The sequence below is a fragment of the Acidimicrobiia bacterium genome, assembly GCA_036271555.1.
GTDB lineage: Bacteria > Actinomycetota > Acidimicrobiia > IMCC26256 > PALSA-610 > DATBAK01.
The window spans coordinates 115,204-137,970 of sequence record DATBAK010000010.1 but is presented as its reverse complement, the minus strand read 5'-3'; the positions used below and the strand labels follow the sequence as shown (position 1 = coordinate 137,970).

At 70.6% G+C, this 22,767-nt stretch carries 23 protein-coding genes; 14 read left to right on the top strand and 9 right to left on the bottom strand.

What is annotated here, in order from left to right:
• Positions 1 to 21 precede the first annotated feature (21 nt).
• The 5 genes from VH914_04140 (at position 22) to VH914_04120 (ending at position 4,847) form a co-directional block, all read left to right on the top strand.
• On the top strand, positions 22 to 648 hold the full coding sequence (locus tag VH914_04140) for a methyltransferase domain-containing protein (protein HEX4490377.1): 627 nt from the start codon (positions 22 to 24) through the stop codon (positions 646 to 648).
• Between the two features lie 82 nt (positions 649 to 730).
• Positions 731 to 898 carry a hypothetical protein gene (locus VH914_04135; GenBank protein ID HEX4490376.1) on the top strand — a complete coding sequence of 56 codons (168 nt, stop codon included), beginning with the start codon at positions 731 to 733 and terminating at the stop codon, positions 896 to 898.
• Between the two features lie 275 nt (positions 899 to 1,173).
• On the top strand, positions 1,174 to 1,953 hold the full coding sequence (locus tag VH914_04130) for a J domain-containing protein (protein ID HEX4490375.1): 780 nt from the start codon (positions 1,174 to 1,176) through the stop codon (positions 1,951 to 1,953).
• 333 nt (positions 1,954 to 2,286) lie between these two features.
• The gene (locus VH914_04125) at positions 2,287 to 4,254 is read left to right on the top strand and encodes an EAL domain-containing protein (protein HEX4490374.1); all 1,968 of its coding nucleotides are present in this window, start codon (positions 2,287 to 2,289) and stop codon (positions 4,252 to 4,254) included.
• The gene (locus tag VH914_04120; GenBank protein HEX4490373.1) at positions 4,251 to 4,847 is read left to right on the top strand and encodes a DUF5317 domain-containing protein; all 597 of its coding nucleotides are present in this window, start codon (positions 4,251 to 4,253) and stop codon (positions 4,845 to 4,847) included. Before VH914_04125 ends, VH914_04120 begins: the two co-directional genes overlap by 4 nt.
• Positions 4,848 to 4,868: 21 nt before the next feature.
• Here VH914_04120 and VH914_04115 read toward each other — a convergent pair whose 3' ends face one another.
• Positions 4,869 to 6,275 carry an amidase gene (locus VH914_04115; GenBank protein ID HEX4490372.1) on the bottom strand — a complete coding sequence of 469 codons (1,407 nt, stop codon included), beginning with the start codon at positions 6,273 to 6,275 and terminating at the stop codon, positions 4,869 to 4,871.
• A complete protein-coding gene (locus VH914_04110) occupies positions 6,268 to 6,777 on the bottom strand; it encodes a DinB family protein (protein HEX4490371.1) in 510 nt (169 codons plus the stop codon). Before VH914_04110 ends, VH914_04115 begins: the two co-directional genes overlap by 8 nt.
• A 68-nt stretch (positions 6,778 to 6,845) precedes the next feature.
• On the opposite strand from VH914_04110, the gene VH914_04105 reads away from it, so the two are divergent.
• Positions 6,846 to 7,664, top strand: coding sequence for an enoyl-CoA hydratase-related protein (locus VH914_04105; protein HEX4490370.1), 819 nt, complete (start codon positions 6,846 to 6,848; stop codon positions 7,662 to 7,664).
• Positions 7,665 to 7,836: 172 nt separating this feature from the next.
• Here the strand turns inward: VH914_04105 and VH914_04100 are convergent, their stop codons facing one another.
• Positions 7,837 to 9,063: a hypothetical protein gene (locus tag VH914_04100; GenBank protein ID HEX4490369.1), complete on the bottom strand. Its 1,227-nt coding sequence runs from the start codon at positions 9,061 to 9,063 to the stop codon at positions 7,837 to 7,839.
• Between the two features lie 127 nt (positions 9,064 to 9,190).
• Here VH914_04100 and VH914_04095 point away from each other — a divergent pair, with 127 nt between their 5' ends.
• Both VH914_04095 and VH914_04090 read left to right on the top strand, forming a co-directional pair.
• Positions 9,191 to 10,453 (top strand): NAD(P)/FAD-dependent oxidoreductase, encoded by a 1,263-nt coding sequence (locus VH914_04095; protein ID HEX4490368.1) that lies wholly within the window; start codon positions 9,191 to 9,193, stop codon positions 10,451 to 10,453.
• A 77-nt stretch (positions 10,454 to 10,530) separates the two neighbouring features.
• Positions 10,531 to 11,754 (top strand): phytanoyl-CoA dioxygenase family protein, encoded by a 1,224-nt coding sequence (locus VH914_04090; GenBank protein HEX4490367.1) that lies wholly within the window; start codon positions 10,531 to 10,533, stop codon positions 11,752 to 11,754.
• Between the two features lie 8 nt (positions 11,755 to 11,762).
• Here VH914_04090 and VH914_04085 read toward each other — a convergent pair whose 3' ends face one another.
• Positions 11,763 to 12,041 (bottom strand): DUF2277 domain-containing protein, encoded by a 279-nt coding sequence (locus VH914_04085; protein ID HEX4490366.1) that lies wholly within the window; start codon positions 12,039 to 12,041, stop codon positions 11,763 to 11,765.
• Between the two features lie 222 nt (positions 12,042 to 12,263).
• The gene (locus tag VH914_04080) at positions 12,264 to 12,404 is read right to left on the bottom strand and encodes a hypothetical protein (GenBank protein ID HEX4490365.1); all 141 of its coding nucleotides are present in this window, start codon (positions 12,402 to 12,404) and stop codon (positions 12,264 to 12,266) included.
• Between the two features lie 133 nt (positions 12,405 to 12,537).
• Between VH914_04080 and VH914_04075 the strand changes: the two genes are divergently transcribed.
• Positions 12,538 to 13,602, top strand: coding sequence for a hypothetical protein (locus VH914_04075; GenBank protein HEX4490364.1), 1,065 nt, complete (start codon positions 12,538 to 12,540; stop codon positions 13,600 to 13,602).
• On the opposite strand, the gene VH914_04070 is transcribed toward VH914_04075, so the two are convergent.
• Complete coding sequence (locus VH914_04070; protein ID HEX4490363.1) at positions 13,589 to 14,410, bottom strand: isocitrate lyase/phosphoenolpyruvate mutase family protein; 822 nt, start codon at positions 14,408 to 14,410, stop codon at positions 13,589 to 13,591. The genes VH914_04075 and VH914_04070 overlap by 14 nt on opposite strands.
• A gap of 58 nt (positions 14,411 to 14,468) precedes the next feature.
• Between VH914_04070 and VH914_04065 the strand changes: the two genes are divergently transcribed.
• From VH914_04065 to VH914_04055, 3 genes are read left to right on the top strand one after another with little or no spacing between them, the layout of a single operon-like run.
• Complete coding sequence (locus tag VH914_04065; GenBank protein HEX4490362.1) at positions 14,469 to 14,939, top strand: SAM-dependent methyltransferase; 471 nt, start codon at positions 14,469 to 14,471, stop codon at positions 14,937 to 14,939.
• Complete coding sequence (locus VH914_04060) at positions 14,939 to 16,147, top strand: GNAT family N-acetyltransferase (protein ID HEX4490361.1); 1,209 nt, start codon at positions 14,939 to 14,941, stop codon at positions 16,145 to 16,147. Before VH914_04065 ends, VH914_04060 begins: the two co-directional genes overlap by 1 nt.
• Positions 16,148 to 16,200: 53 nt before the next feature.
• Positions 16,201 to 17,451: a TrpB-like pyridoxal phosphate-dependent enzyme gene (locus tag VH914_04055; protein ID HEX4490360.1), complete on the top strand. Its 1,251-nt coding sequence runs from the start codon at positions 16,201 to 16,203 to the stop codon at positions 17,449 to 17,451.
• Between the two features lie 43 nt (positions 17,452 to 17,494).
• Here the strand turns inward: VH914_04055 and VH914_04050 are convergent, their stop codons facing one another.
• The 3 genes from VH914_04050 to VH914_04040 form a co-directional block, all read right to left on the bottom strand.
• A complete protein-coding gene (locus tag VH914_04050) occupies positions 17,495 to 20,011 on the bottom strand; it encodes an FtsX-like permease family protein (GenBank protein ID HEX4490359.1) in 2,517 nt (838 codons plus the stop codon).
• A gap of 185 nt (positions 20,012 to 20,196) precedes the next feature.
• On the bottom strand, positions 20,197 to 20,502 hold the full coding sequence (locus tag VH914_04045; protein HEX4490358.1) for a hypothetical protein: 306 nt from the start codon (positions 20,500 to 20,502) through the stop codon (positions 20,197 to 20,199).
• 84 nt (positions 20,503 to 20,586) lie between these two features.
• Entirely contained in the window at positions 20,587 to 21,150 is a 564-nt protein-coding gene (locus tag VH914_04040) for a DUF1269 domain-containing protein (protein ID HEX4490357.1), read from the bottom strand.
• A gap of 93 nt (positions 21,151 to 21,243) precedes the next feature.
• Here VH914_04040 and VH914_04035 point away from each other — a divergent pair, with 93 nt between their 5' ends.
• The gene (locus tag VH914_04035) at positions 21,244 to 22,152 is read left to right on the top strand and encodes a magnesium transporter CorA family protein (GenBank protein HEX4490356.1); all 909 of its coding nucleotides are present in this window, start codon (positions 21,244 to 21,246) and stop codon (positions 22,150 to 22,152) included.
• A 4-nt stretch (positions 22,153 to 22,156) separates the two neighbouring features.
• Positions 22,157 to 22,744, top strand: a complete 588-nt coding sequence (gene yihA / locus VH914_04030; protein HEX4490355.1) for a ribosome biogenesis GTP-binding protein YihA/YsxC — start codon at positions 22,157 to 22,159, stop codon at positions 22,742 to 22,744.
• Positions 22,745 to 22,767 lie beyond the last annotated feature (23 nt).

The following is a 22,767-nucleotide window of genomic DNA, read 5'->3' as shown; positions in this document are numbered from 1 at the left end:
CGCAGCGTAACGTGACCCTCGGTGAGCGACGCGCCCCCGTTTCCCGACGGTTTCTTCGACCGTGCCGACGACGCGCCCGACGCGCAGTTCTACGCGCCGCTGCGCCTCGTCACCCACATCGATGCGGGCGCGATCGCCGCGGTCGGCACGCTGTACGCGGAGCTCGGCTTCGACGGTGACGTGCTCGACGTCATGTCGTCGTGGGTCTCGCACTTTCGCGCGCCACCGCGCCGGCTCACCGTGCTCGGCATGAACGAATCGGAGCTCGCGCACAACCCGATGGCCGCGGAACGCGTCGTCCACGACCTCAACGCGCAGCCCGAGCTCCCGTTCGCGGACGCGTCGTTCGACGCGGTGGTGTGCTGCGTGTCGGTCGACTACCTCGTGCGTCCGGTCGAAGTGTTCCGTTCCGCGGCGCGCGTGCTGCGGCCGGGCGGCGTGCTCTGCTGCACGTTCTCGAATCGCCTCTTCCCCACGAAGGCGATTCACGGCTGGCTGATGACCGACGACGCGGGCCACGTCGAGATCGTGAAGCACTACTTCGAGTTGGCCGGCGGCTTCGGTCCGTCGGACAGCCGCCGCTGCCCCACTCCTCCGGGCGGCGATCCGCTCTACGCGGTGTGGGCGCATGAGGTGACGGTCGCATGAGCAGCGAGGCGCAGTCGTCGGAGCCGGAGGGCGTGTCGGTGGGCCGAAGGTGTCCGGATCGAGGCTTCGAGGGCGAAGCCGCATGAGCATTGCGACGGTGATCGTGTGCGTCGACTGCGGTGGGCGGGCGCACCTCGTGCAGCTGATCGATCCCGAGGATCCGCCGCAGCCGGGCGACATCGTCACCTACCGCTGCGAGGACTGCGCCGACCGCTGGGACCTCGTCGTCGAGGAGGCCGATCTCGACTGAGCTTTCTGGTCGCACTCGCTGGGCTCGCCGCTCCTGACGCCTCAGCCGCAGGCTCGGACGGGCCGCCCAGCGACCCGCCCGTCGTTGCGGGAACCGACGCTTTGCCCTGTCGCACTCGCTGGGCTCGCCGCTCCTGACGCCTCAGCCGCAGGCTCGGACGGGCCGCCCAGCGACCCGCCCGTCGTTGCGGGAACCGACGCTTTGTCCTGTCGCACTCGCTGCGCTCGCCGCTCCCGACGCCTTCCCCGCGACGAATGGTCCCTAGAGTCGGAGGCGTGCGGACCCGCGACTGGGCGGAGATCGATTTCTACGCCGTGCTCGGCGTCGACCCGACCGCGCCGGTCGCGGACATCGCGGTCGCCTTCCGCGGGCTCGCCAAGCAGCTGCACCCCGACCGGGGCGACTCGACTGTGGAGGACGCCGAACGGTTCACGACCGTCGTCTCCGCCTACGAGGTCCTCGGCGACAAGCGACTGCGGCGCGCGTACGACGACGTCCGTGCCCAGAGGCGCCTCGACCGCCGCCCGGCCGGAGCTCCCGCGACCGCGGCGCCGGTGCCGAGCGCACCGCCATCTGCCGCAACGAGGGTCGAGGCGGCCCCGCCCGTCGATCCCGTTGTCGTCCGGCGGCACGCGCACCGCTGGATCACGGGCGGCGTCGCGGTGCTCCTCGCCGGCATCGTGGTCGCGGTCGTGATCGTCCGGCTCCAGGCTCACGACCGGGCCCGCCGCGCCGGCCGCGAGCACGCCGACGCCGTGATCGTCGCGGTGGCCGGCCACACCGACGTGCGCTTCTCGACCGCGGCCGGCGCGACCATCCAGGTCGCCGAGCCGAACCGGATCAATCCCGGGACCGACGCCGCGGGCTCGCGGCTCGGCATCCTCTATCGCCCCGACCACCCGTCCGACGTGATCGCCGACGAGAGCACGACCGCCCGCGACATCACGCTCTGGATCGTCGCCGTGAAGCTCCTGATCGGCGGCACGGTCTTCCTCGTCGTGGGCGTGCGGCGCTTGCGGCGACTCGGTTCCGACCGGCCCGCGACAGTCGCATAACGCAAATGGGCCGGTCGGCCCATTGCTGTGACGGAGGGTGAATCGCATAGTCCTCCCAGCCACGCTCCGTGGCTACCAGCCCACCCGCCTCGGGTGTACAAGGAGGAAATCGATGCTCAAGTGGAAGCCCCTCGCCAACGCCGGCGTGATTGCGGCGCTCACGGCCGTCTACACGGTTCTCGCGGCGCCGGTGAAGTGGCGGTAGATCGCCACTTTCCTTAAGCCAGACGGCCGGTGCGGCGACAAACGACAGTGGTGGAACACGCGCGGCGCCGGACGAGACTGGTCAGGGTCTATGTCGGGGGCGTCATCCTGGCGGGTGCAGGCGCCCTCGTGTTCGAGGGCGTCCACTCGCGCCTGCACGAGTTCTGGGGACCTCGGCCCTCGGGCTTCATCATCCTGGCGGCGCTGCTCCTCCTGAGCGAGGGCCGCCCGATGTCGTTCCTCCATCTCCACGAGGAATCCGACATCACGATCTCCTGGACCTTCGCCTTCGCGCTGGTCCTCCTCTCCCCGGCCGGGGCGCTGTGCGCGATGGCGCTCGCGAGCGCGATGGGCGACGCGCTCGGCCGCAAACGGCCACTGCGCATGGCCTTCAACGTCGCGCAGATGGTGCTCTCGCTCACCGTCGCGGTCGCGATCGTGGCGATCCCCCACGGCCACGATCTGCTGTCGGGTCGTGAGCCGGGGTTGCAGTGGCTCGCGGTGATCCTCACCGCGGCTGCGGTCGCGTTCGCGACGAACATCATCCTCACGACGACGGTGTTCGCGCTCGACGAGGGCGTCAGCCCGATCCCGATCATGCGCAAGGCGGTCGCGTCGAACCTCTCGACCGACGGCATGCTCCTCGCGCTCGGACCGGTGTTCGCGATCACCGCGACCCAGAGCCCGTTCCTCGTGCCGCTGCTCGTCGTCGCGGTGTGGAACGTCTACCGCGCCGCGAGCCTCGCGCTGCGCCGCCAGCACGAGGCCACGCACGACGCGCTCACCGACCTCCCGAACCGCCGGCAGTTCTTCGACATCGCGAGCATGACGCACGCGCACTCGATGCGCTCGGGCCGCTCGTTCGCGGTCGCGGTGCTCGACCTCGACGGCTTCAAGGAGATCAACGACCGGCTCGGCCACCAGATCGGCGACCTCGTCCTCCAAGAGGTCGCGCTCCGACTCCGGGTCGCCCGCCGCGGCTCCGACGTCGCGGCCCGGCTCGGTGGCGACGAGTTCGCGCTCCTGCTCGTCGACGTCGACAACATCGACGGCGCACTCGCGGCCGTTCACCGCGTGCACGATGTGCTCTCGCAGCCGTGCGTCGTCGGCGGGTTCCCGATCAAGATCGACGGCAGCATCGGTGTCGCCGTCTACCCCGACCACGGTTCGAGCATCGAGCTGCTCCTGCAGCATGCCGACGAGGCGATGTACGACGCCAAGGTCGCCGACGACTCGGTACGCCGCTACAGCACCTCGCGTCCGATGAGCCACGGGCGGCTCGCGCTGCTCGGTGAGCTCGAGCGCGCGATCGTCCAGTGCGAGCTCGGCGTGCACTACCAACCCAAGGTCGACCTCGTGTCGGGAACGGTCGTCGGTGTCGAGGCGCTCGCCCGCTGGAACCACCCGCGGCTCGGGATGATCATGCCCGAGCAGTTCGTCGCGCTCGCGGAGCAGACCGAGCTCATGGCCCCCTTCACCGCGCGCATGCTCTCGGAATCGCTGGCGCAGTGCGCGCGCTGGCAGCAGGACGGCTTCGACCTCTCGGTGGCCGTGAATGTATCGGCGCGCAACCTGCAGGACCGCGACTTCCCGAACATGGTCGCCGAGCTCCTCGCGCGCACCGAGCTCGCGCCGGCCTTGCTCGAGCTGGAGCTCACCGAGAACGCGCTGCTCGTCGACCGCACCCGCGCGATGGAGGTCCTCAGCACCCTGCGCGGCATCGGTGTCGAGATCGCGATCGACGACTTCGGTACGGGCTACGCGTCGTTGTCGAACCTGCGTGACCTTCCGGTGAACCACTTGAAGATCGACCGCTCGTTCGTCACCGAGATGATCGCCAATCCCGCCGACGCGTGGATCGTGACGTCGACGATCGACCTGGCCGGAAAGCTCGGGATCGCGTCGATCGCGGAGGGCGTCGAGACCGCCGACGTGTACCACCGCCTCATCGAGCTCGGGTGCAACCTTGCGCAGGGCTACTGGATCAAACCGCCGGGATCGGCGGACGAGATCACCGCGTGGCTGCACTCGAAGCGCTGGCCCGTCGCGCAGCGGTCGCTCGTGGCGGAGGCGTCGCTCGCTCAGGAGCTCCGGTGACGATCTTCGTCGGGCTCGCCCTCGCAGTGGTGCTCGTGCTCGCGCTCGGCGGCGACCTTCGGAAGATCGGATCGATCCAGCTCCACGGCAAGCCGCTCATCATCGGCGCGTTCGTGCTGCAGCTGGTGATCGTGACGATCGCGCCGAACACGTTCTCGCATCGCGTCGCGTCGGGCATCCACCTCGCGTCGTACGGGCTCGCGATCCTGTTCCTGTACACGAATCGGAATCTGCCGAACCTCTGGATCGCGGCGCTCGGCGGCGCGTGCAACTTCGCGGCGATCGCGGCGAACGGCGGCACCATGCCGGCGTCGCGCACCGCGCTCGCCGCCGCGGGCATTCAGGAGAAGGGCGGCTTCGACAACTCGGCCGCGGTCGCGCACGCGAAGCTCGCGTTCCTCGGCGACGTGTTCTCGTTCCCGAAGTGGTTCCCGCTCGCGAACGTGTTCAGCGTCGGTGACCTGCTGCTCCTGCTGGGCGCGGCCGCGATGCTCGCCGGGATCTGCGGTGTGCCGCGCTGGCCCGCGCTCGACCGGCTCCTCTCCGGCCGCCGCCGTCCGGTGGTACTGCGTTCGGCGGCAATACGCCGATAACGCAGTACCACGGGAACGCGGTCAGCGAATCGGAGCGTGGCGGGGCCAGGGGCGCGCCTGCTCGAGCACGCGTGCGAGGCGGAGGCAGACGTCGTCGCGGTGACGGTCGGCCATCAGATGCAATCCGACGGGCATGCCGGCCGCGCTCACGCCCGCGGGTACCGAGATCGCGGGTGAGCCCCACAGGTTGGAAAGCATCGCGAACGGCACCGACATACCCGCGTGCACGCGCTGACCGAGGATCTCCGTCGGCATCGGACCCTCGGCCGCGAAGGCGGTGATCGCGGTCATGGGCGTCGCGAGCACGTCGACCGTGTCGAACAGGTCCGCCATCGCGTCCTCGATCGCGAGCCGCTGCCGCGCCAGCGCGCCGAACTTCGGAAGCATCACCCGCGCCGCCGAGTCGAACCCCGGACGCACGCGCGGATCGAGGTCGTCGGCGCGGTCGGGCCAGCAGCCGTCGGGGATGTGCACCCACATGTCGACGCCGCTGATGCGCGCCCACACGGGAATCGGGTCCTTGAACTCGATCCGGCGCGGGTCGAGCGCGAGCGAGCCCGCCTTCACGAGCGCTGCGAACGCGTCGTGCGCGATGGCCTCGACCTCGGGGTCGACGATCGCGAAGCCGAGGTCCGACGACCACGCGATGCGCAAGCCCTCGACGTCGAGGGTCTCGATGGCGTCCTCGTAGCGAACGGTCGGCGCGGGCAGGGAGCTGCGGTCGCGCCGGTGCGGGCCGGCCATGATGTCGAGCAGGCGCGCGCTGTCGGCGACGGTCGTCGCGAGCGCGCCGGGCACCGCGGTCTGTGCGTAGCGGCCCGCGTCGGCGTCGGGGATGCGGCCGTACGAGCACTTGAGCCCGACGAGTCCGGTGAAGCCCGCCGGGGTACGCGTCGATCCGCCGCCGTCGCTCGACGTGGCGAACGGCACCATGTCCGCCGCGATCGCCGCGGCCGAGCCACCCGACGACCCGCCCGGCGTGCGCTCCGGGTTCCACGGGTTGCGGGTGACGCCGAGCGCGGGACTCGCGGTGTACGCGAACGTGCCGAACTCGGGGGCCGCGGTCTTGCCGAGTGGGATCGCGCCCACGGCACGGAGCCGACCGACGTGCAGCGCGTCGCTCGCGACCGGGGGGCGACCGAGGTACCAGCGCGAGCCGTGGGTCGTCGGCATGCCCGCGCAGTCGTCGAGGTCCTTCACGCCGAACGGCACGCCCGCGAGCGGGCCGGGGTCGTCGCCCGCGGCGACGCGTCGGTCGACCGCGGCCGCGGCCGCGAGCGCGCGATCGCCGTCGAGGTGCACGAACGCGTTCAGCTCGGGGTTGCGGCGCCCGATCGCGTCGAGGCACTGCGTCGTGACGTCGACCGCGCTCGTCGCGCGCGTGCGAATGGCATCGGCCGTCTCGATGGCGGAACGTTGTTCAGTCACCGGTCTCTCCGTCGATCAGCTCGCGAATGATGTCGGCGTGGCCGGCGTGGCGCGCGGTCTCCTCGATCATGTGCACGAGGATCCATCGCATGCTCACCGGCGCGTCGTAACCCTTGATCGGGACGGCCGTGAGCTCGTCGAGGCTCGCGGTGTCGGCCGTGATCGTGCGCGAGATCGCGCACTCCGCGTCGTACGCGGCGAGCGCGTCGGCGATCGTGTCGGAAGGACCGACGCGGAAGTCTCCGTCGGGGTCCGCGTCGCTGTAATAGCGCGGCGCGACGTCCTCGCCGCGGAACCGACGGCGGAACCAGTTGCGCTCGACCTCGGTGAGGTGACGGATCAGGCCGAGCAGGTTGGTGTCGGTGCCCACGAGCTTCGCCCGGGCCTGCTCGTCGGTGAGCCCGTCGACCTTCACCGCCATCGTCTGCCGGTACCAGTCGAGGAATTCGGTGAGCGTGATCCGCTCGCCGGCGTTGGGCTCGGGATCGACACGGGGGTCCATGCGGTCACGCTACGCCGACGCTCGCGCGCCCGCTCGCCCGCGCGCGGGGCTCCTGCAACACTGCGGCGATGGACGAGATCCGGATCGAACGGGACGGCGGTGTGGTGCGGGTCACGCTGAACCGTCCCGACAAGCTCAACGCGCAGACGGTCGAGATGTGGCATCACCTCGCCAAGGTGGGCGCCGACCTCGCGACCGACGATTCGATCCGCGTGCTCGTCGTCGCCGGCGAGGGCCGTGCGTTCTCCGCGGGCATCGACATCACGACGTTCACCGCGCCGCCCGCGCGCGACGGAGCACGCGCGAACGGCGACGCCGGCGAACCGCCGGTGCGCTCCGACGTCGACGGCATCCTCGCGATCCAGAAGGCGTTCAGCTGGCTCGAAGCCGCGCCCTACCCCACGATCGCGAAGGTGCAGGGCCACGCGTACGGCGCCGGCATGCAGCTCGCGCTCGCGTGCGATCTGCGCATCGCGGCCGACGACGCGCGCATGGGCCTGCTCGAGACGAACTGGGGCCTGATGCCCGACCTCGGCGGCACGGTCTGGCTGCCGCGCCTCGTCGGCCCGGCGAAGGCGCTCGAGCTCATGCTCACCGCGACGAAGCTGGCGGCCGACGAGCTGCTCACGCTCGGCATCGTCAACCGCGTCGTGCCGCGTGCCGAGCTCGATCGCACCATCGACGACCTCGTCGCCGAGTTGCTCCGGCGGCCGCCGCTCGCGCTCCAGGGCGCGAAGTACGCGGTGCGCGGCGGCTGGGGCCAGTCGACCGACGCGGGCATGCTGGCCGCGGCCGAGGCCCAGCTGCGGTGCCTCACGTCGAACGATTTCGTCGAGGCCGGCCGGGCCTTCGTCGAGGGTCGGGAACCTGCCTTCGAAGGGCGCTGATCCGCCGATCGCGCCGCGCGTGGCCGTAGCACCATCGACCACTGGAGACGCCGACCGGACGGCGCCGACGACAGAGGGCGAAGCGTCCGAGCCCGACCAATCAGCGCAGGTGCTCTGGGGCCCACAGCGCGGTCTGGGTCCGGTCGCTCACGCTGAGCTGCTGGGCCGGGTGTCAGCGGTAGAAACGCTGGATCGACGAGGCGTACTGCGTGGTCTCGTGCGGGAACAGCACGTGCGTCACGAACACGGTGAGGCGGCCGCGCACGAACGAGACCGTCTGCGGCTCGACCGTGTCGGTGCCTGCCGGTTGCACCAGCTGGGTCAGGCCGCCGGAGCCGAAGGTCGGGTCGGGTGTGCCGTCGAGATCGAGTCGCTCGATCGCACCGCCGCCTTCACCGCTCGGCGGCGTGACGCCGAAGTACAGCGACTGCCCGTTCGCGCCGAGCAGTTGATACTGCGCGTCGCCGAGGGTCGCGGCGAGGTCGATGCGGCCGTTCGTGCCGAACGACCGGTCGATCCGGCCCTCCCGAGTCAGCCGGACGAGCGACTCGGGGCCGTGCAGCGGAGTCGAGATCGCGTCGATCCACTTGCCGGCGACGGTCCACGAGTACACCGCGTCGGTCGACACGAACACGCCGTCGTGGGCCCACCCCGTGAAGCGGCCCAGGTTCGAGTCGAAGAGCTCGGCGCGCGTCGTGGTGCTGCCGGTGAGGCGCGACTGCGTCCACGCGACGACGAGCTCGCCGTTCGAGAGCTGTGTGACGGTCGCCCCCGAGCGGTGCGTGTGCGGCGGCGGCGCGACCGTCGCCTCGCCCGCGCCGTTCGCGAACGACGCGGCGAGCGTGCCCTCCGGCAGGTACGCGGCCAGGTGCACCGCGCGCAACGTCGGACTCAGCGCCTCTTGCACGAGGACCTCGTCGTTGTCGCGCGGGAAGACCTTGATCGCGCCGGAGCCGACGCAGCCGCCGCCGAAGTCGGTGTCGATCTCCCCGTCCTGCAGGAAGCGGCAGGCGCGCTGCGTGCCGGCGTCGTCGTTGTCGACCACCGCGACCAGTCGACCCTGCGAGTCGTCGAAACCGGAGGCGATGAACCCCGCGAAGGGCAGGACGAGCGTGCCTCGGTGTCCGAAGCTGCGATCCGGTTGGCCGTTCGAGTGGTAGCGGCGCAGGAACGGCTGGCCACCCATGTGCCGCGGCCTGGCGGCGTTGAACATCCCGCCGGCGGTCCAGATCCCGTCCTTGTCGATGCCCTGGGCGCGCACGTCGAACGACAGGTTGGCGTCGACGTTGGTGACGACGCCGTTGGTGCCGAACGTCGGATCGAACGAGCCGGGTGCGGGCGCGTCGGCACGCGCGAGCGTCGCGGGCGCGATCGCTCCGATGAGCACGGTCGCGAGCACCGCGATCCGTCGAGTCGTCCGCCGCCCCACATCGCCTCCCCGTCGCCGCCCCCGCCGCGTGGGAAAGGCTACCGAGTGCGGGACGGGCCCGTCGGGGCCGCGAAGATGGACGCACGGGAGGTGGACCGTGGATCGATTGCGTGTCGTCGTGGTGGGCGGTGGCTTCGGTGGGATCACCGCCGCGAAGGCCCTCGCGAAACAGCCCGTCGACGTGACGCTGGTCGACCGGCACAACTTCCACACGTTCTCGCCGCTGCTCTACCAGGTCGCGACCTCCGGCCTCGCGCCCGACGACATCGCGCCGAGCCTGCGCGGCATCGTGCAATCGCATCCCAACGTCGACGCGCGCATGGCCGAGGTGCACGGTGTCGACTTCGATCGCCACGAGGTGCTCGTCGACCCCGGTCACGCGCTCCCCTACGACGTGTTGATCCTCGCCGCGGGCACCGTCAGCAGCGACTTCGGTGTGCCCGGTGTGCGCGAGCACGCGATCCAGCTCAAGGCGCTCGACGACGCGATTCGAATCCGCAGTCGGATCCTGCGCCACTTCGAGGAGGCGAACACCGATCCGACGCTGCTCGACGACGGCCTGCTCACGTTCGTCGTCGCGGGCGGTGGTCCGACGGGCGTCGAGCTCTGCGGCGCGCTGTCGGAGCTCATCACGAACGTGCTCGCCAAGGACTTCAAGAAGCTCGCCGTCGACCGCGCGCGCGTCGTCCTCGTCGAGATGACCGACCGCGTGCTCGGCACCTTCTCCGCGGCGTCGAGCGAAGAGGCGCGGCGCGAGCTTCGCCTGCGCGGTGTCGTCGTCGAGACCGGACGCTCGATCGTCGCGGTCGACACGAACGCGGTGAAGCTCGACGACGGCACGACGATCCCGACGCGCACCGTCGTGTGGACCGCGGGCGTGAAGGCCAACCCGCTCGCAGACGCGCTCGGGCTCGAGCAGACGCGCCGCGGCGAGATCGTGGTGGGCGACGACCTGACCGTGCCCGGCCATCCCGAGGTGTTCGTGGTCGGCGACCTCGCGGCCGCGCGCGATCGCAAGGGCGCCTTCTATTCGCAGCTCGCGCCGGTCGCAATGCAGCAGGCGCGGTACGTCGCCAAGGTCATCGACCGCCGGAGTCGCGGCAAGCGGACCCCGCCGTTCCGCTACTTCGACAAGGGCAACATGGCGACGATCGGGCGGCGTTCGGCCGTCGCCGAGCTTCCGTTGCGGATCCGCTTCGGCGGCACGCTGGGTTGGCTGAGTTGGCTCGGCCTCCACCTCGTGTTCCTCGTGGGGTTCCGCAACCGGGTGATCGTGTTCGTGAACTGGGCGTGGAACTACTTGCGATGGGATCGCGGCAACCGCGTGATCGTGCGCGAGCCGGACGACGGCCACGGCTGAGGGGCGAGCGACATCGCGCGCTCCCGTCTCACGTCATGGAGCAGCGAGCGCGACCATCAACATGGCACCATGACGCCATGATCTCGCTCGATCTGCGCACCCGCTCCGACGACGACATCCACGCGATCACGCCGTCGGAGCTCTTCGACGAGCAACTTCCTGCACTCGCCGCGGAGCGCTCGCACCTCGCGGTCCCCGGCGCGCGCGAGTTGCACGTGGAGCCGTTCACGTTCGCGACGCCGTCGGGCGCATGGACGATGACCCTCGAGGACGACGCGATCCGCATTGTGCCCGGCGACTCGGGCACCGCGCGCGTGCGACTCTCCGACGAAGACGTGTCGAACCTCGCGAACGACCTCACGACACCGATGACGTACGTCACCGCGGGAACACTGAAGATGGAGCAGGGCAACCTCGGCGACTTCCTCGACTGGTGGGTCGTGCTGCGCTCACTGCTCGATGACCGCGCCGTGCACACCGCGGGCGCGGTGACGTTCCGCGATCGCGACGGCGGCGAGCTCGACCTGCACCGCTCGTTCACGCCCGCCGACGACGACATCGACATCGCGTACTTCCTTGCCGAGGCCGGCTTCCTCCACCTGAAGGGCTGGTTCGACCCCTCCGCCATGGAGCAGATCGCCGGCGACATGGACGCCGCGCTCCCGACGTACGCGCGCGACGACGGCCAGTCGTGGTGGGCGAAGACCGCCGACGGGCGCGACCGATGCGTGCGCATGCAGTCGTTCCAGGAGCACTCGCTGGCGACCGTCGCGCTGCTCGAGAGCGACGCCCTCGCGCGTATCGGCGCGCTGACCGGCGATGGCTACACGCCCCGCCGACTCGGCAACCGCATCGAGGCGCTGGTGAAGCCGATCGGTGTCGTCGAGGGCATCTCCGACGTGCCGTGGCACAAGGACTGCTCGCTCGGCATGCATTCGTACAACTGCTGCGGCCTCACGGTCGGTGTGTCGGTCACGGGTGCCGACGCGGTGTCGGGTCAGTTGCGCGTCGTCGCGGGTTCGCACCGCGCGCTCGTGCAGACCGCGTTCGTGCGGCGCGAGAGCGCGCTGCCGGTGATCGACCTCGCAACCGAGACCGGTGACGTGACCGTGCACTGCAGCTGCACGTTGCACATGGCACAGCCGCCGACCGAGCGCGAGCGCAGGGTGATGTACACGGGCTTCGGACTGCCACCCCTCGCGCCGCCGTCCGAGGCGCGCACGCGCGTGCTCGCGTCGATCTCCGCGGTGCGCGAGTCGTCTTACAAGAAGGTCTCGCAGCCGCCCGCGCCAACCGCGTAGGTCGGCCGCTAACCGATCTCGGCCGACAGGCCCATCCGCGCCCGCACCTCGGGGCGCCGCAGCGGCGGCAGGCTCTTCGGCGGAGTCCGGCGCGTGGGCACCACGCCGAGCAGTCGCTCGGTGATCGCCGCGATGTCGGCTGCGGCCTGCTCGAACGCGGGTGCGAGCAGTGGGTTCGGGTGCCGGATGCCCGACACCTTCCGCACGTACTGCAGGGCGGCCGCGTCGATCTCCTCGCGGGTCGCGGGCGGCTCGAGGCCTCGGAGCTCAGTGATGTTTCGGCACATGCGGACCATCGTACGGGCGCGTCCGCGTCTCGACCGTCGCGCCGGCGGGCACGTTCGAAGTCTTTGCGCGTTCACCCGCGCCTCCCCGCTCATCCTCAGGCGCGTTCTCTTGAATGGGCACCGACGATCACGGAAGGAGGTGATGAACATGCACCACATCCGAAAAGCCATCGCGGCGACGGCTGTCACCGGTGCCCTCGTCTTCGGCGGGGCGGCCGCCGCTCATGCGGCGACGACCACCACGACGAAGACGCCGACGACGTCGACCTCGAGCTCCAGCTCGAGCGGCTCGTCGACGGCTCCGAGTGGCAGCGCGGCCAAGGCGAACTGCCCGAACATGTAGCGCTTCGGCGCTCGTCCCACCTTGCGAGACGGCTTCCGGTGCTCCGGCCGGGAGCCGTCTGCGCTTTCTGGTCGCACTCGCTTCGCTGGCCGCTCCTGGCCGCAAAGCGACCCGCCCGTTCTTGCCAGAACGCTCACTCCGGAAGGATCGACCGTGCGTGCCCACCGGCTCGTCAGCCTCGTCATCGCCACCGCGTTGCTGCTCGGCGCGTGCGCGGGCGCGAGCGCGACGTCGACCGCCGGTAACACGAGTGCCGACGACCTCGTCTCGATCGGCGCGGGGTTGCAGGGTCCGTCGGGCACGACGGCCTCGGCGTACGCGACGGGCCTCACGCACGTCGCCGCGCTCGCGTTCGACGACTCGAATCGCTTGTGGGTCGCGACCGCGGGCTACGACGACGACGGCACCGACGCGGTGTACGTCGTCGGTGCGAGCGGTGCAACACCGCGCAAGGTGATCGCGTCGCAGCACACGCCGCTCGGGCTGCTCTGGTACGAAGGCGCGCTGTACGTCGCGTCGAAGCGGCGGGTCGACGTGTACCGCGGCTTCGACGGCACGCGGTTCGCGAGTCATTCGACGATCCTCACGTTGCCGAGCGGTGTCGGCGAGGTGAACGAGCTCGTGCTCGCGCCGAACGGCCGCTTGCTGCTCGGCGTCTCGGCCGCGTGCGACCACTGCACCGTGAAGGTCGCGGACTCCGCCGCGATCCTCTCGTTCCGTCCCGACGGCTCCGATCTGCGCGTCTACGCGAGCCGCATCCGTGCCGCGGTCGGTCTGACCTTCTTCCCCGGCACGAGCGACCTCTTCGTGACGATGAACCAGCGCGACGATCTGGGCTCGAACACGCCCGGTGACTGGCTCTCGGTCGTGAAGGACGGCGACGACTGGCAGTTCCCCTCGTACTACGGGCAGACCAGTGCGACCTACGAGTCGGAGCCGCGCCCCGTCGCCGAGCTCGACGAGCACGCCGCGGCGAGCGGGGTCGCGATCGTCACCGGAGAGCTCGGCGCGAGCGTCGGCACCGCCGCGCTCGTCGCGGAATGGGCGGACGGCAAGGTGCTGCGCGTCGCGCTGCGAAAGAACGGCTCGACGTATGCGGGCACGGTGCATGCATTCGTCACCGGGCTGAAGCGCCCGGTACCGGTGATCCGGCACGGCTCCACGGTGTTCGTCGGCGACTGGGCGACCGGAAAGGTCTACGCGATCAGTCGCTCGTGAACGCGGCCCGCATCACCGTGCGCCCCTCGTTCGCGAGCGCACCGAATCCGTACGTGCCCTGTTCGAGCAGCTCGCGCGCGGCCTGCGCGACCGCGCCGGCGGCGACGGCCGCGAACGTGCCGCCGACCGACACGCGTCCGACGCCGAGCGCGCCGAGCTCCGCGATCGTCGGCGCACCGGGAACCGCGATGACGTTCACGGGAAGATCGACCGACTCGACGACGCGCTTGATATCGGCCGCGTCGCGGATGCCCGGCGCGAACAGCACGTCGGCTCCGGCTTCTTGATAACGCTGCAGGCGCGTGATCGTGTCGTCGAGGCTCGGATTGCCGCGTAGGTAGTTCTCGGCGCGCGCGGTGAGCACGTAATGCGCAGCGCCGCGGTGCGCGACCTCCGCCGCCGCGGCGATGCGCTCGGCGGCGAGACCGATCTCGTAGATCGGTTCGTCGGACCGGCGCGCGTAGTCCTCGATGGAACCGCCCGCGAGACCGGTCGCGACCGCGAGCTCCATGTTCGCCGCGACCGTCTCGGGATCGTCGGCGAAGCCGTTCTCGAAGTCGCAGCTCACGGGCAGGTCGACGGCCTCCACCATCGCGGCCGCGTGGGCCAGCACCTCGTCGCGTGTCACTCCCCCGTCGAGCCGGCCGAGGGTCGCGGCGTGCCCGGAGCTCGTCGTCGCGATCGCCTCGAAACCGAGCGTTTCGAACACCTTTGCGAATCCCGGATCCCATGCGTTCGGCAGCAGGAGCGGGGTCGTGCCGCGATGGCGCGCGAGAAAACGCTCGGATTTGTCAGCTGGGCTCGGCATGAGTTCCCTAACCTAGCCAGGCCGTCGCTCCGGGCGGCAGGGGGATTCGGGGGGGGTCATGGACATCAACGCCGAGTTCGTCGTGCGCGCGATCGGCGTCGTCGCGTCGCCGCGCGACGAGGCGATCGATGACGACTGGGGCGCGATCGAAGCGACGATCACGCTCCATGCGCCCTACGGCGCGGAGTCGGTGCGCGGCCTCGACGCGTTCAGTCACATCGACGTCGTGTTCCTGTTCGATCGCGTCGCCCCCGACTCGGTGCAGACCGGTGCGCGCGTGCCGCGCAGCAACCCCGCGTGGCCGGAGGTCGGGATCTTCGCCCAGCGCGCCAAGATGCGACCGAACCGCATCGCGGTGACGACATGCGAGCTCGTGGCCGTCGATGGCGCGACCGTGCGGGTGCGCGGGCTCGACGCGATCGACGGCACTCCGGTGCTCGACGTCAAGCCCTACATGACCGAATTCGGACCGCGCGGCGAAACACGCCAGCCGTCGTGGTCCCACGAGCTGATGGCCGGGTACTGGTGATGGACACGACATGGAAGCTTCCCGACGGCGCGGTCGTACGGCCCGCGCGCCACGAAGATCTCGACGCGCTCTACGCGCTCGTCGCCGATCGCGGTGTGCCCGAGGACGCGATCGACCTGCGGCTCGTCGTCGAAGGTGACGAGGCCGGCATCGAAGGCACGGCGGTCGTCGAGCAGGACGGCCAGGTCGCCGCGACCGCGACGCTGCTCGAAGAGAACCTCGTCGTCGGCCTGACCGAGATCGACGTCGGTCAGGTCGAGCTCGTTGCGACGCGACCCGACTTCGAGCACCGCGGTTACATCCGCGCGCTCATGCAGTGGTGTCACGCGCGCTCCGACGCGCTCGGTCAGGTCGCGCAAGTGATGATCGGGATCCCGTACTTCTACCGGCGGTTCGGGTACGTGTACGCGATCGAGATGCACCCGTACGCGTCGCTCGAAGGCGCGGCGGAGTGTCCGGAGACGATCGACGTGCGGCTCGCCACCGACAGCGACATCCCGGAGATGGCCGGCCTGCAAGCGCGGCTGCAGCAAGGCTTCGGTCTGTCGATGCCGCACAGCGACGAGACGTGGCAGTGGCTGCTCGACCGCGAGGGCACGCACCAATGGGTCGCAACCCGACGCCACGAGTTCGTCGGCTGCGCGCGCACGACACCGGTCGACAGCGACGAGCCGATGATCGTCGCCGAGATCGCGACCGCCGACGCGGAGGCGACGGCCGCGCTGCTCGCGACCGCACGCGGCCCCGACGGCGAACGCGACGTGACCGTCGAGCTGCGCCCGAACGTTCCGGGACTCGATGCGATGGTCGGTGCACCGCAACGCTCCGACTGGTACTACGTGCGGGTCTCCGACCCGGCCGCGCTGCTCGGCGCCCTGCGTCCCGAGCTCGAGCTGCGGCTCGCGAACTCGGAGTTCGCGAGCGCGGACCGTCTCGTGGAGCTCTCGTTCTGGGAGTCGCAGCTCGCGTTCCCGATCGCGAACGCGCACGTCGGTCCGATCACGACCGGCGGACCGCGCCAGATCATCGTGTCGCAAGGTGGTTCCGGGCTCCCACCCGACGCGTTCCCGCACCTCGTGCTCGGATGCGGCGCCGACGGCCTCGAGGGCCGCTTCCCCGACGCGTTCCTCGGCGATCAGACCGACCTCATGCGAGTGCTGTTCCCGCCGCTGTCGGCCGACCTCCTCACCTTCTACCTCGCGGGGTAGTCGGGTCGGGGCTCCGGCGGTACCGTCGCCGCGCCGTCACCCCGGAGGTCGCCATGCGCTTCAACCTGCCGTTCGAGAAGATGCCGACCGCGTGGTTCAACGCCGTCCCGCGCCTGCCCGAGCCGATGCAGCCGCCGTTGCATCCGGGGACGCGTGAGCCGATCGGACCCGCCGATCTCGCGCCGCTGTTCCCGATGGGGCTCATCGAGCAAGAGGTGAGCGGCGCGCTCACGATCGACATCCCCGGCGGCGTGCTCGACGTGCTGCGGCTCTGGCGCCCGACGCCGCTCGTGCGCGCCGAGGCGCTCGAACGCGCGCTCGGCACACCCGCGCGCATCTACTTCAAGGACGAGTCGGTGTCGCCCGCGGGATCGCACAAGCCGAACACGGCCGTCGCGCAGGCGTACTACAACGCGCAGGAAGGAACGAAGCGACTGGCGACCGAGACCGGTGCCGGCCAGTGGGGCACCGCGCTGAGCTTCGCGTGCGCGCAGTTCGACATCGAGTGCAAGGTGTACATGGTGCGGAGCAGCTTCGAGTCGAAGCCGTACCGGCGCGTGATGATGGAGACGTGGGGCGCGGAGTGCGTGCCGTCGCCCGTTGCCGACACCTCGAGCCCCGGCTCGCTCGGACTCGCGATCTCCGACGCGGTCGCCGACGCCGCGAGCCGTGACGACACGCACTACTCACTCGGCTCGGTGCTCAACCACGTGCTCCTGCACCAGACCGTCATCGGGCTCGAAGCGAAGGAACAGCTCGCGATGGCGGGCGAATCGCATCCCGACGTCGTGATCGCACCGTGCGGCGGTGGCTCGAACCTCGGCGGCATCGCGCTGCCGTTCATGGAGGACGCGCGCGTACGCCTCCTCGCGGTCGAGCCGACCAGCTGCGCGACTCTCACGTCGGGCCAGTTCGACTACGACTTCGGCGACACCGCGGGCATGACGCCGTTGCTGCCGATGTACACGCTCGGCAAGGACTTCATGCCGCCGACGATCCACGCCGGCGGTCTGCGCTACCACGGGGACGCGCCGATCATCTCGCTCCTCGTGAAGTGCGGGCGCATGGACGCGGTCGCGTACCCGCAGTCGAAGACGTTCGAAGCCGCCGCGCTGTTCGCGAAGGTCGAGGGAAGGATCGCCGCGCCCGAGACCGGGCACGGCATCCGCGCCGCGATCGACGAGGCGCTCGCGTGCAAGGAATCGGGCGAGGAGAAGGTGATCCTCTTCAACTACTCCGGTCACGGACTGCTCGACCTCGCCGCCTACGACGACTTCAACCACGACCGCCTCATGGACGTGTAGGCACACGAGCGGCGAGCGGAGCGAGCCCGACCGGTAAGGACAGTCAGTCTCCGCGCAGCAGGGTGGTGATCCGCGTGCGCGCGGCGTGGCGTCCGGGAACGGCGGCGACGAGGTTCGCGAGCAGCAACGCACCCAACGCGATCACGAAGATCGCGCCGGTCGGAACACTCGGGCGCGGGACCGCGTGGATCTCGCGCGCGAACAGCTCCCACAACGAGCGTCCCGCGATGATCCCGACGGGCACGCCGACGACGACCCCGATCAACACCGCCGTGGTCGCCTGCCACGCGACGACCGCGGCGAGCTGCCGGCGCGTGAAGCCGAACGTCTTCAGCAACGCGAGGTCGTACCGACGGCTCCGGACCGACGCGACGAGCGTGAGCCCCAACGCGAACAGCGCGCCGAGCGCGAGCGCGCCACCGAGCACGAGCGGTGTGCCGTCGATCGATCGGTCGTTGGAGATCTCGGCAGGGTGCTGCACGGGCGTCACCGTCACGCCCCAGTTCGTCGGGAGGCTCAACGAGTCCGCGATCCGGTCGAGCCCGCGCACCGCGGCCGCGCGGTTCACGCCGGGTCGGAAGCGCACGAAGATCGCGTTGGGTCCTTTGGGTCGGTTGCCCGCGGCATTGCGGAGCCCCTCGGGAAGGAGCGACGCGTCGAGCACCGCGCCGGTGCCCATCTCGAGATGCGCGCTCCCCGCGCCGCTGCCGCCGATCGCCGGCAGGCTCGCAGTCCCCGCGATCGTGAGCCGCGTCGGTGCGCGAGCGCCGGTGTCGACCTCGACCGTGTCGCCGACCTGGCGGTGGAGCTCGGCGAGCGTCGTCGCGCCGAGCACGATCTCGTTCGCGCGTTCGAGGCCCCGACCCGAGAGCAGCGGCGGTGCGACCGCGGCGCCGGGCGTTGCGCCGATCAGCGGCACGGTCAGACCTTGGATGCGCGCGGTGCTGAAATAGACGCCGCTCCACGCGGCGAGGTCGTGGTCGCGCCGGAGCGCCGACTCGGCCTGCGCGCGCGGGACCGCTCCGACTCCCCCACCCCCGCTCAGCTCGTCGTTCCAGTTCCACCCGTACAGCGCGGGTCGCGACACGAGGACGTGCAGGCTCGCGCCGAAGGTCAGCGTGCCGACGACGACTGCGATCGCGAGCGCGGTGCCGACGACGGCCGAGCGGACGGGTACGTCGCGGCGCCGGCGCCCGGGATCGAGCGCGAAGCGCACTCCGGTGAGCGCGGGCGTCGGCAGGTACGACGCGCCGGCCGTCCACGACGCCCGCCGCCGGCGCGATCCTTCGGCCATTGCGTGGTGCACGGCGTCGCGCGCGGCCAGGAGCGCGGCCGCGACGCCGAGGAACCCGAGCAGCACGAGCATGCCGAAGCCGACCACGGTCGCGTCGAGGGTGATCCCGCGATGCGGGTACACGTGACGCGCGGGACCGAACGGCGCGAGCGGTGACAGCGCGAGCGCCACGAGCCCGGCCACCACCACGCCACCCGTGATTGCGCCGAGCGCGCCCACGAGCGCGGACGTCGCCGTCATCGCCGGTGTCGCACCCAGCGCGCGAACGGTGTCGAGCTCCTCGCGGTCGACGCGCAGGAGCCGGGCGATGGCCTGGGTCGCGAGCACGAGCACCGTGAGGGCGGCGATCCCGCCGAACACCGCGAGCGCGATCGATTCCGGTTCCACCGCCCGTTCGGCCTTTGCGATCGCGCCCGACGACACCGTGACGTGCGTCGCGAGGACCGGGTTGATGCGCGCGAGCTCCGACTCGACGGTCGCGCTGTCGCGCGCGCCGTGATCGAGCACGGCCGCAGTGGTGGTGCTCGACGCGCAGCACGCGACCAGCCGGCGCGTCAACGCGGGCGTGAAGAGCACGAAGTTCGACGCCTGGGCGTCGACGTCGTCCTGGACGATCGCGGTGTTCTGGACGCCGAAGCCGACGATCCGGATCGCGACCGTTCGGTACGGATGCGGGCGCCACTCGTCGCCGCTCGGGCCCGGCGCGGCCTCCTGCGCGTTCGTGTAGAAGCCCATCGGGAGGACCTCGCCGAGGTGGAAGTGCAGGAGTCTCGCGATCGCGGCCGACATCACCATCTCGTCGGCGCGGGCAGGATCGGCGGCGCGGCCCTGCGTGATCGTCACGCGGTCCTGGTCGAAGCCGAGGCCGTCGACGCTCGCCTCGGTGCTGACCTCGAAGTTGGCCGGCAGCGGACCCTTCGGCACGATCTCCGACCCGTCGGGCGCGAGCGCGGCGTTGTTGAGTTGCGCCGAGCTCTCCAGGTGCCGCACGTGCGGGAGGTGCGCGATCCGAGTCAGCCGCGACGCCGCGTAGCCGGATGTCGCGCCGTCGAGGCCGTAGAGCGCAGTCGGAAACGTCATGTCGGACGGATGCGTGCTCGCGAAGAACGCGGGATACGACGACTGCGTGCGGCGCGCACCCGCGACCGATGCCAACGCGAGCCCACCGAGCGATCCCACCAGCAGGGTCAGCGCGACGTAGCCCGTCCCGCGCCGCCTGATCGTGGTCCGGAACCGGTACCACGCGAACCGCCCGACCTGCCCCATCGCCTCGCAGTGTCGCGTTCCGAGGGTGAGCGACCAAGGTGGCGGCCCGGCGCGCTCGTGGGGTGCTACCACCACACGTCTACTGGTCCGACTCGCAGGCTCGCCCGACCCGGCGCCGAATGGGAGTCGGCGAGGTCGCTTGCTCGCTCCGCTCGCCGCTCGTTCGCTTGCGGCTATTGGTGGAGCTACTGCCCGAGCTCGCCGATCACCGCGATGTCCTCGGGCGTCGCGCTCGCGCCGTAGGGCGGGCTGTAGAGACCCGCGCGATCGCCGTTGAACGAGAGGCCGTAGAGAACGCTCTCATCTTCGGGATCCGACTCGCCCTCGAAGCGCACGACGTCGGTGATCGTGAGGGTCGACGCGTCGATCTCCTTGCCGCACTGCCGGCACCGCAGCTTGCCGCCGGTCACCGCGAAGAAGTCGTGCGAGTAGCCGTCGTCGCGGAGGCGGTCGATCGCCTCAGTGAGCGTCTCCATCTCCTCAGTGCTCATTGGGCCGCTCCGACCTTCGGCGCTCGATCCCGAGCGCGACGAGTTGGATCACCGCTGACCGCGCCGGCGGTCTGCGCCTCGCGCTCATTGGGCCGGTGCGGCCTCGTCCGGAGCGTCGCTGTGCGTGTCGCCGAGCGCGGCCTTGAGCCGCTCGACCGTCGAGTCGTCGAGGTTCGCGTACACGAGCTCCGCGCCGCTGAAACGTTCGAGCTCGGCGGCCAGCGCGTCGCGCTCGAGCTTGATCACGAGGAGGACGATGGTCGCGGTGCCGGGCTGCACGACATCGCGGAACCACTTCACCCATTCGTCGGAGATCCCGATGTCCATCACCTTCGCGGTGACCGCGCCCGCGCCCGCGCCCACCGCGGCACCCGCGAGCCACCCGACCGGCCCGCCGACGAAGAAGCCGATGAGGCTCGTCCACACCGCACCCGACAGCGCGCTGCGACCGGGCGTCGGGTCGGTCGTCTCGCGCACGTGCGTGCGTCCGTCGACGTCCTTCACGACGATGACCGCGTCGACGATCTCGAACCCGCCCTTCGACGCGACCCGCGCCGCGGCGGTGAGGAACTCCTGCGCGCGGAACACGTCGCCGAACGAGATCCCGACGATCGTCTCGGGGAGGTGCTCGGGATTGCGGTTGACCATGCGATACCTCCCGGCCCGGCCTTGCCGGCCCGCAGTCCGGACCCGCTTCGGATGCTACGCGGTCGCGTGGCACCGGCCATCTAGCGTGACGGCATGGCATCGGTGGAATGGGTCGATCTCCTCGATCCCGACGAAGCGACCCTGCGCGCGCACTTCGACGGCCGGCTCCATCCGCTCGCGCTCGACAACCTGACCGCGCCTGCGGTGCACGCCGACGACCCCCGCCCGAAGCTCGAGAGCCACGGCAACTACGTGTTCGGCATCCTGCTCGTGCCGGTGGAGGTGCCCACCGAGGACCGCGTCTACTACCAGGAGATCGACCTCGTCCTCACCGAGGCGCTGGTGCTCACGGTGCGCAAGACGCCCGAACGCGGCGAGCCGATCGACCTCTCCGACGTTCGCTCCGAAGGGCACGGCCAGCTCACCGCGGGGATGCTCGCGTACCGCATCTTCGACCAGGTCGCCGAGGCCTTCCTCGACCTCGTCGACGATCTGCACGACGAGGTCGACGAGCTCGAGGACCACGTCGAGGAGTGGAGCAACAACGTCGTACGGCACCGGCTCTCCGACCTGCGCCACGACCTGCTGCACATCCGCAAGACGCTCGCGCCGACGCGTGACGCGGCGCGACGCGTCGTCGACGACCGCGTCGAGCTCGACGACGGTGAGCTGTTCGCCCGCGACGTCGAGCTCCACTTCGGCGACACCTACGACAAGCTGCTGCGCGCGAACGACGGTCTCGAGTCGGCGCGCGACCTCATCGCCGGTGTGCGCGACTACCACCAGTCGAAGATCTCGAACGATCAAAACGAGGTGATGAAGCGGCTGACCGCGGTCGCGTCGATCCTGCTGCTGCCGACGTTCATCGTCGGGCTGTACGGCCAGAACTTCAAGCACATCCCCGAGCTCGGGTGGGCGCAGGGCTACGGCTTCTCGTGGCTGCTGATCGTCACGACCACCCTCGTCCAGCTCTGGTACTTCCGCCGCAAGCAATGGATATAGGCAGATGGCACGCCTCGAATTCGAGTACGTCCGCTCCGCCACGGCGGTCGATCAGCTGCCCGGTACCCGCTGCGAGCTCGCGGTCGTCGGCCGATCGAACGTCGGGAAGTCGTCGCTCCTGAACGCGGTCTCGGGACGCAAGCACCTCGCGCACACGTCGAAGACGCCCGGCCGCACGCAGACGCTCAACCTGTTCGCGCTCGGCGGCGACGGCACCCGCACGATGGTCGACTGTCCCGGCTACGGATACGCGGCGACGTCGAAGACGACGCGCGCCGCATGGCAGCCGATGATCGAGCGCTACCTCGTCGAACGCGACGGGCTCACGATGGTGCTCGTGCTCGTCGACGGCGAGATCGGGCCGACGAAGCTCGACGTGCAGATGCTCGACTGGCTGCGCGAGAACGCGCTCCCCCACACGGTGGTCGCGACGAAGCACGACAAGGTGCGACCCGCGAAGCGCGACAAGCGCCGGCGTGAGCTCGCGCAGGGGTGCATGCTCGACCCCGGCGACGTGGTGTGGGTGAGCGCGGTGAAGCAGACGGGGATCGATCGGCTTCGCGACCTCGTGCGCCTGTGGCTCGATGCTTGATGGTCGCGCTCGCTCCGCTCGCC

What these genes read in the sequence shown, in the direction of transcription:
- VH914_04040 (HEX4490357.1), bottom strand. Translation starts at nt 21,150, where the DNA reads ATGGTCAACCGCAATCCCGAGCACCTCCCCGAGACGATCGTCGGGATC.
- VH914_04050 (HEX4490359.1), bottom strand. Translation starts at nt 20,011, where the DNA reads ATGGGGCAGGTCGGGCGGTTCGCGTGGTACCGGTTCCGGACCACGATC.
- VH914_04060 (HEX4490361.1), top strand. Translation starts at nt 14,939, where the DNA reads ATGGACACGACATGGAAGCTTCCCGACGGCGCGGTCGTACGGCCCGCG.
- VH914_04045 (HEX4490358.1), bottom strand. Translation starts at nt 20,502, where the DNA reads ATGAGCACTGAGGAGATGGAGACGCTCACTGAGGCGATCGACCGCCTC.
- VH914_04135 (HEX4490376.1), top strand. Translation starts at nt 731, where the DNA reads ATGAGCATTGCGACGGTGATCGTGTGCGTCGACTGCGGTGGGCGGGCG.
- VH914_04055 (HEX4490360.1), top strand. Translation starts at nt 16,201, where the DNA reads ATGCGCTTCAACCTGCCGTTCGAGAAGATGCCGACCGCGTGGTTCAAC.
- VH914_04110 (HEX4490371.1), bottom strand. Translation starts at nt 6,777, where the DNA reads ATGGACCCCCGTGTCGATCCCGAGCCCAACGCCGGCGAGCGGATCACG.
- VH914_04085 (HEX4490366.1), bottom strand. Translation starts at nt 12,041, where the DNA reads ATGTGCCGAAACATCACTGAGCTCCGAGGCCTCGAGCCGCCCGCGACC.
- VH914_04065 (HEX4490362.1), top strand. Translation starts at nt 14,469, where the DNA reads ATGGACATCAACGCCGAGTTCGTCGTGCGCGCGATCGGCGTCGTCGCG.
- VH914_04090 (HEX4490367.1), top strand. Translation starts at nt 10,531, where the DNA reads ATGATCTCGCTCGATCTGCGCACCCGCTCCGACGACGACATCCACGCG.
- yihA (HEX4490355.1), top strand. Translation starts at nt 22,157, where the DNA reads ATGGCACGCCTCGAATTCGAGTACGTCCGCTCCGCCACGGCGGTCGAT.
- VH914_04035 (HEX4490356.1), top strand. Translation starts at nt 21,244, where the DNA reads ATGGCATCGGTGGAATGGGTCGATCTCCTCGATCCCGACGAAGCGACC.
- VH914_04070 (HEX4490363.1), bottom strand. Translation starts at nt 14,410, where the DNA reads ATGCCGAGCCCAGCTGACAAATCCGAGCGTTTTCTCGCGCGCCATCGC.
- VH914_04105 (HEX4490370.1), top strand. Translation starts at nt 6,846, where the DNA reads ATGGACGAGATCCGGATCGAACGGGACGGCGGTGTGGTGCGGGTCACG.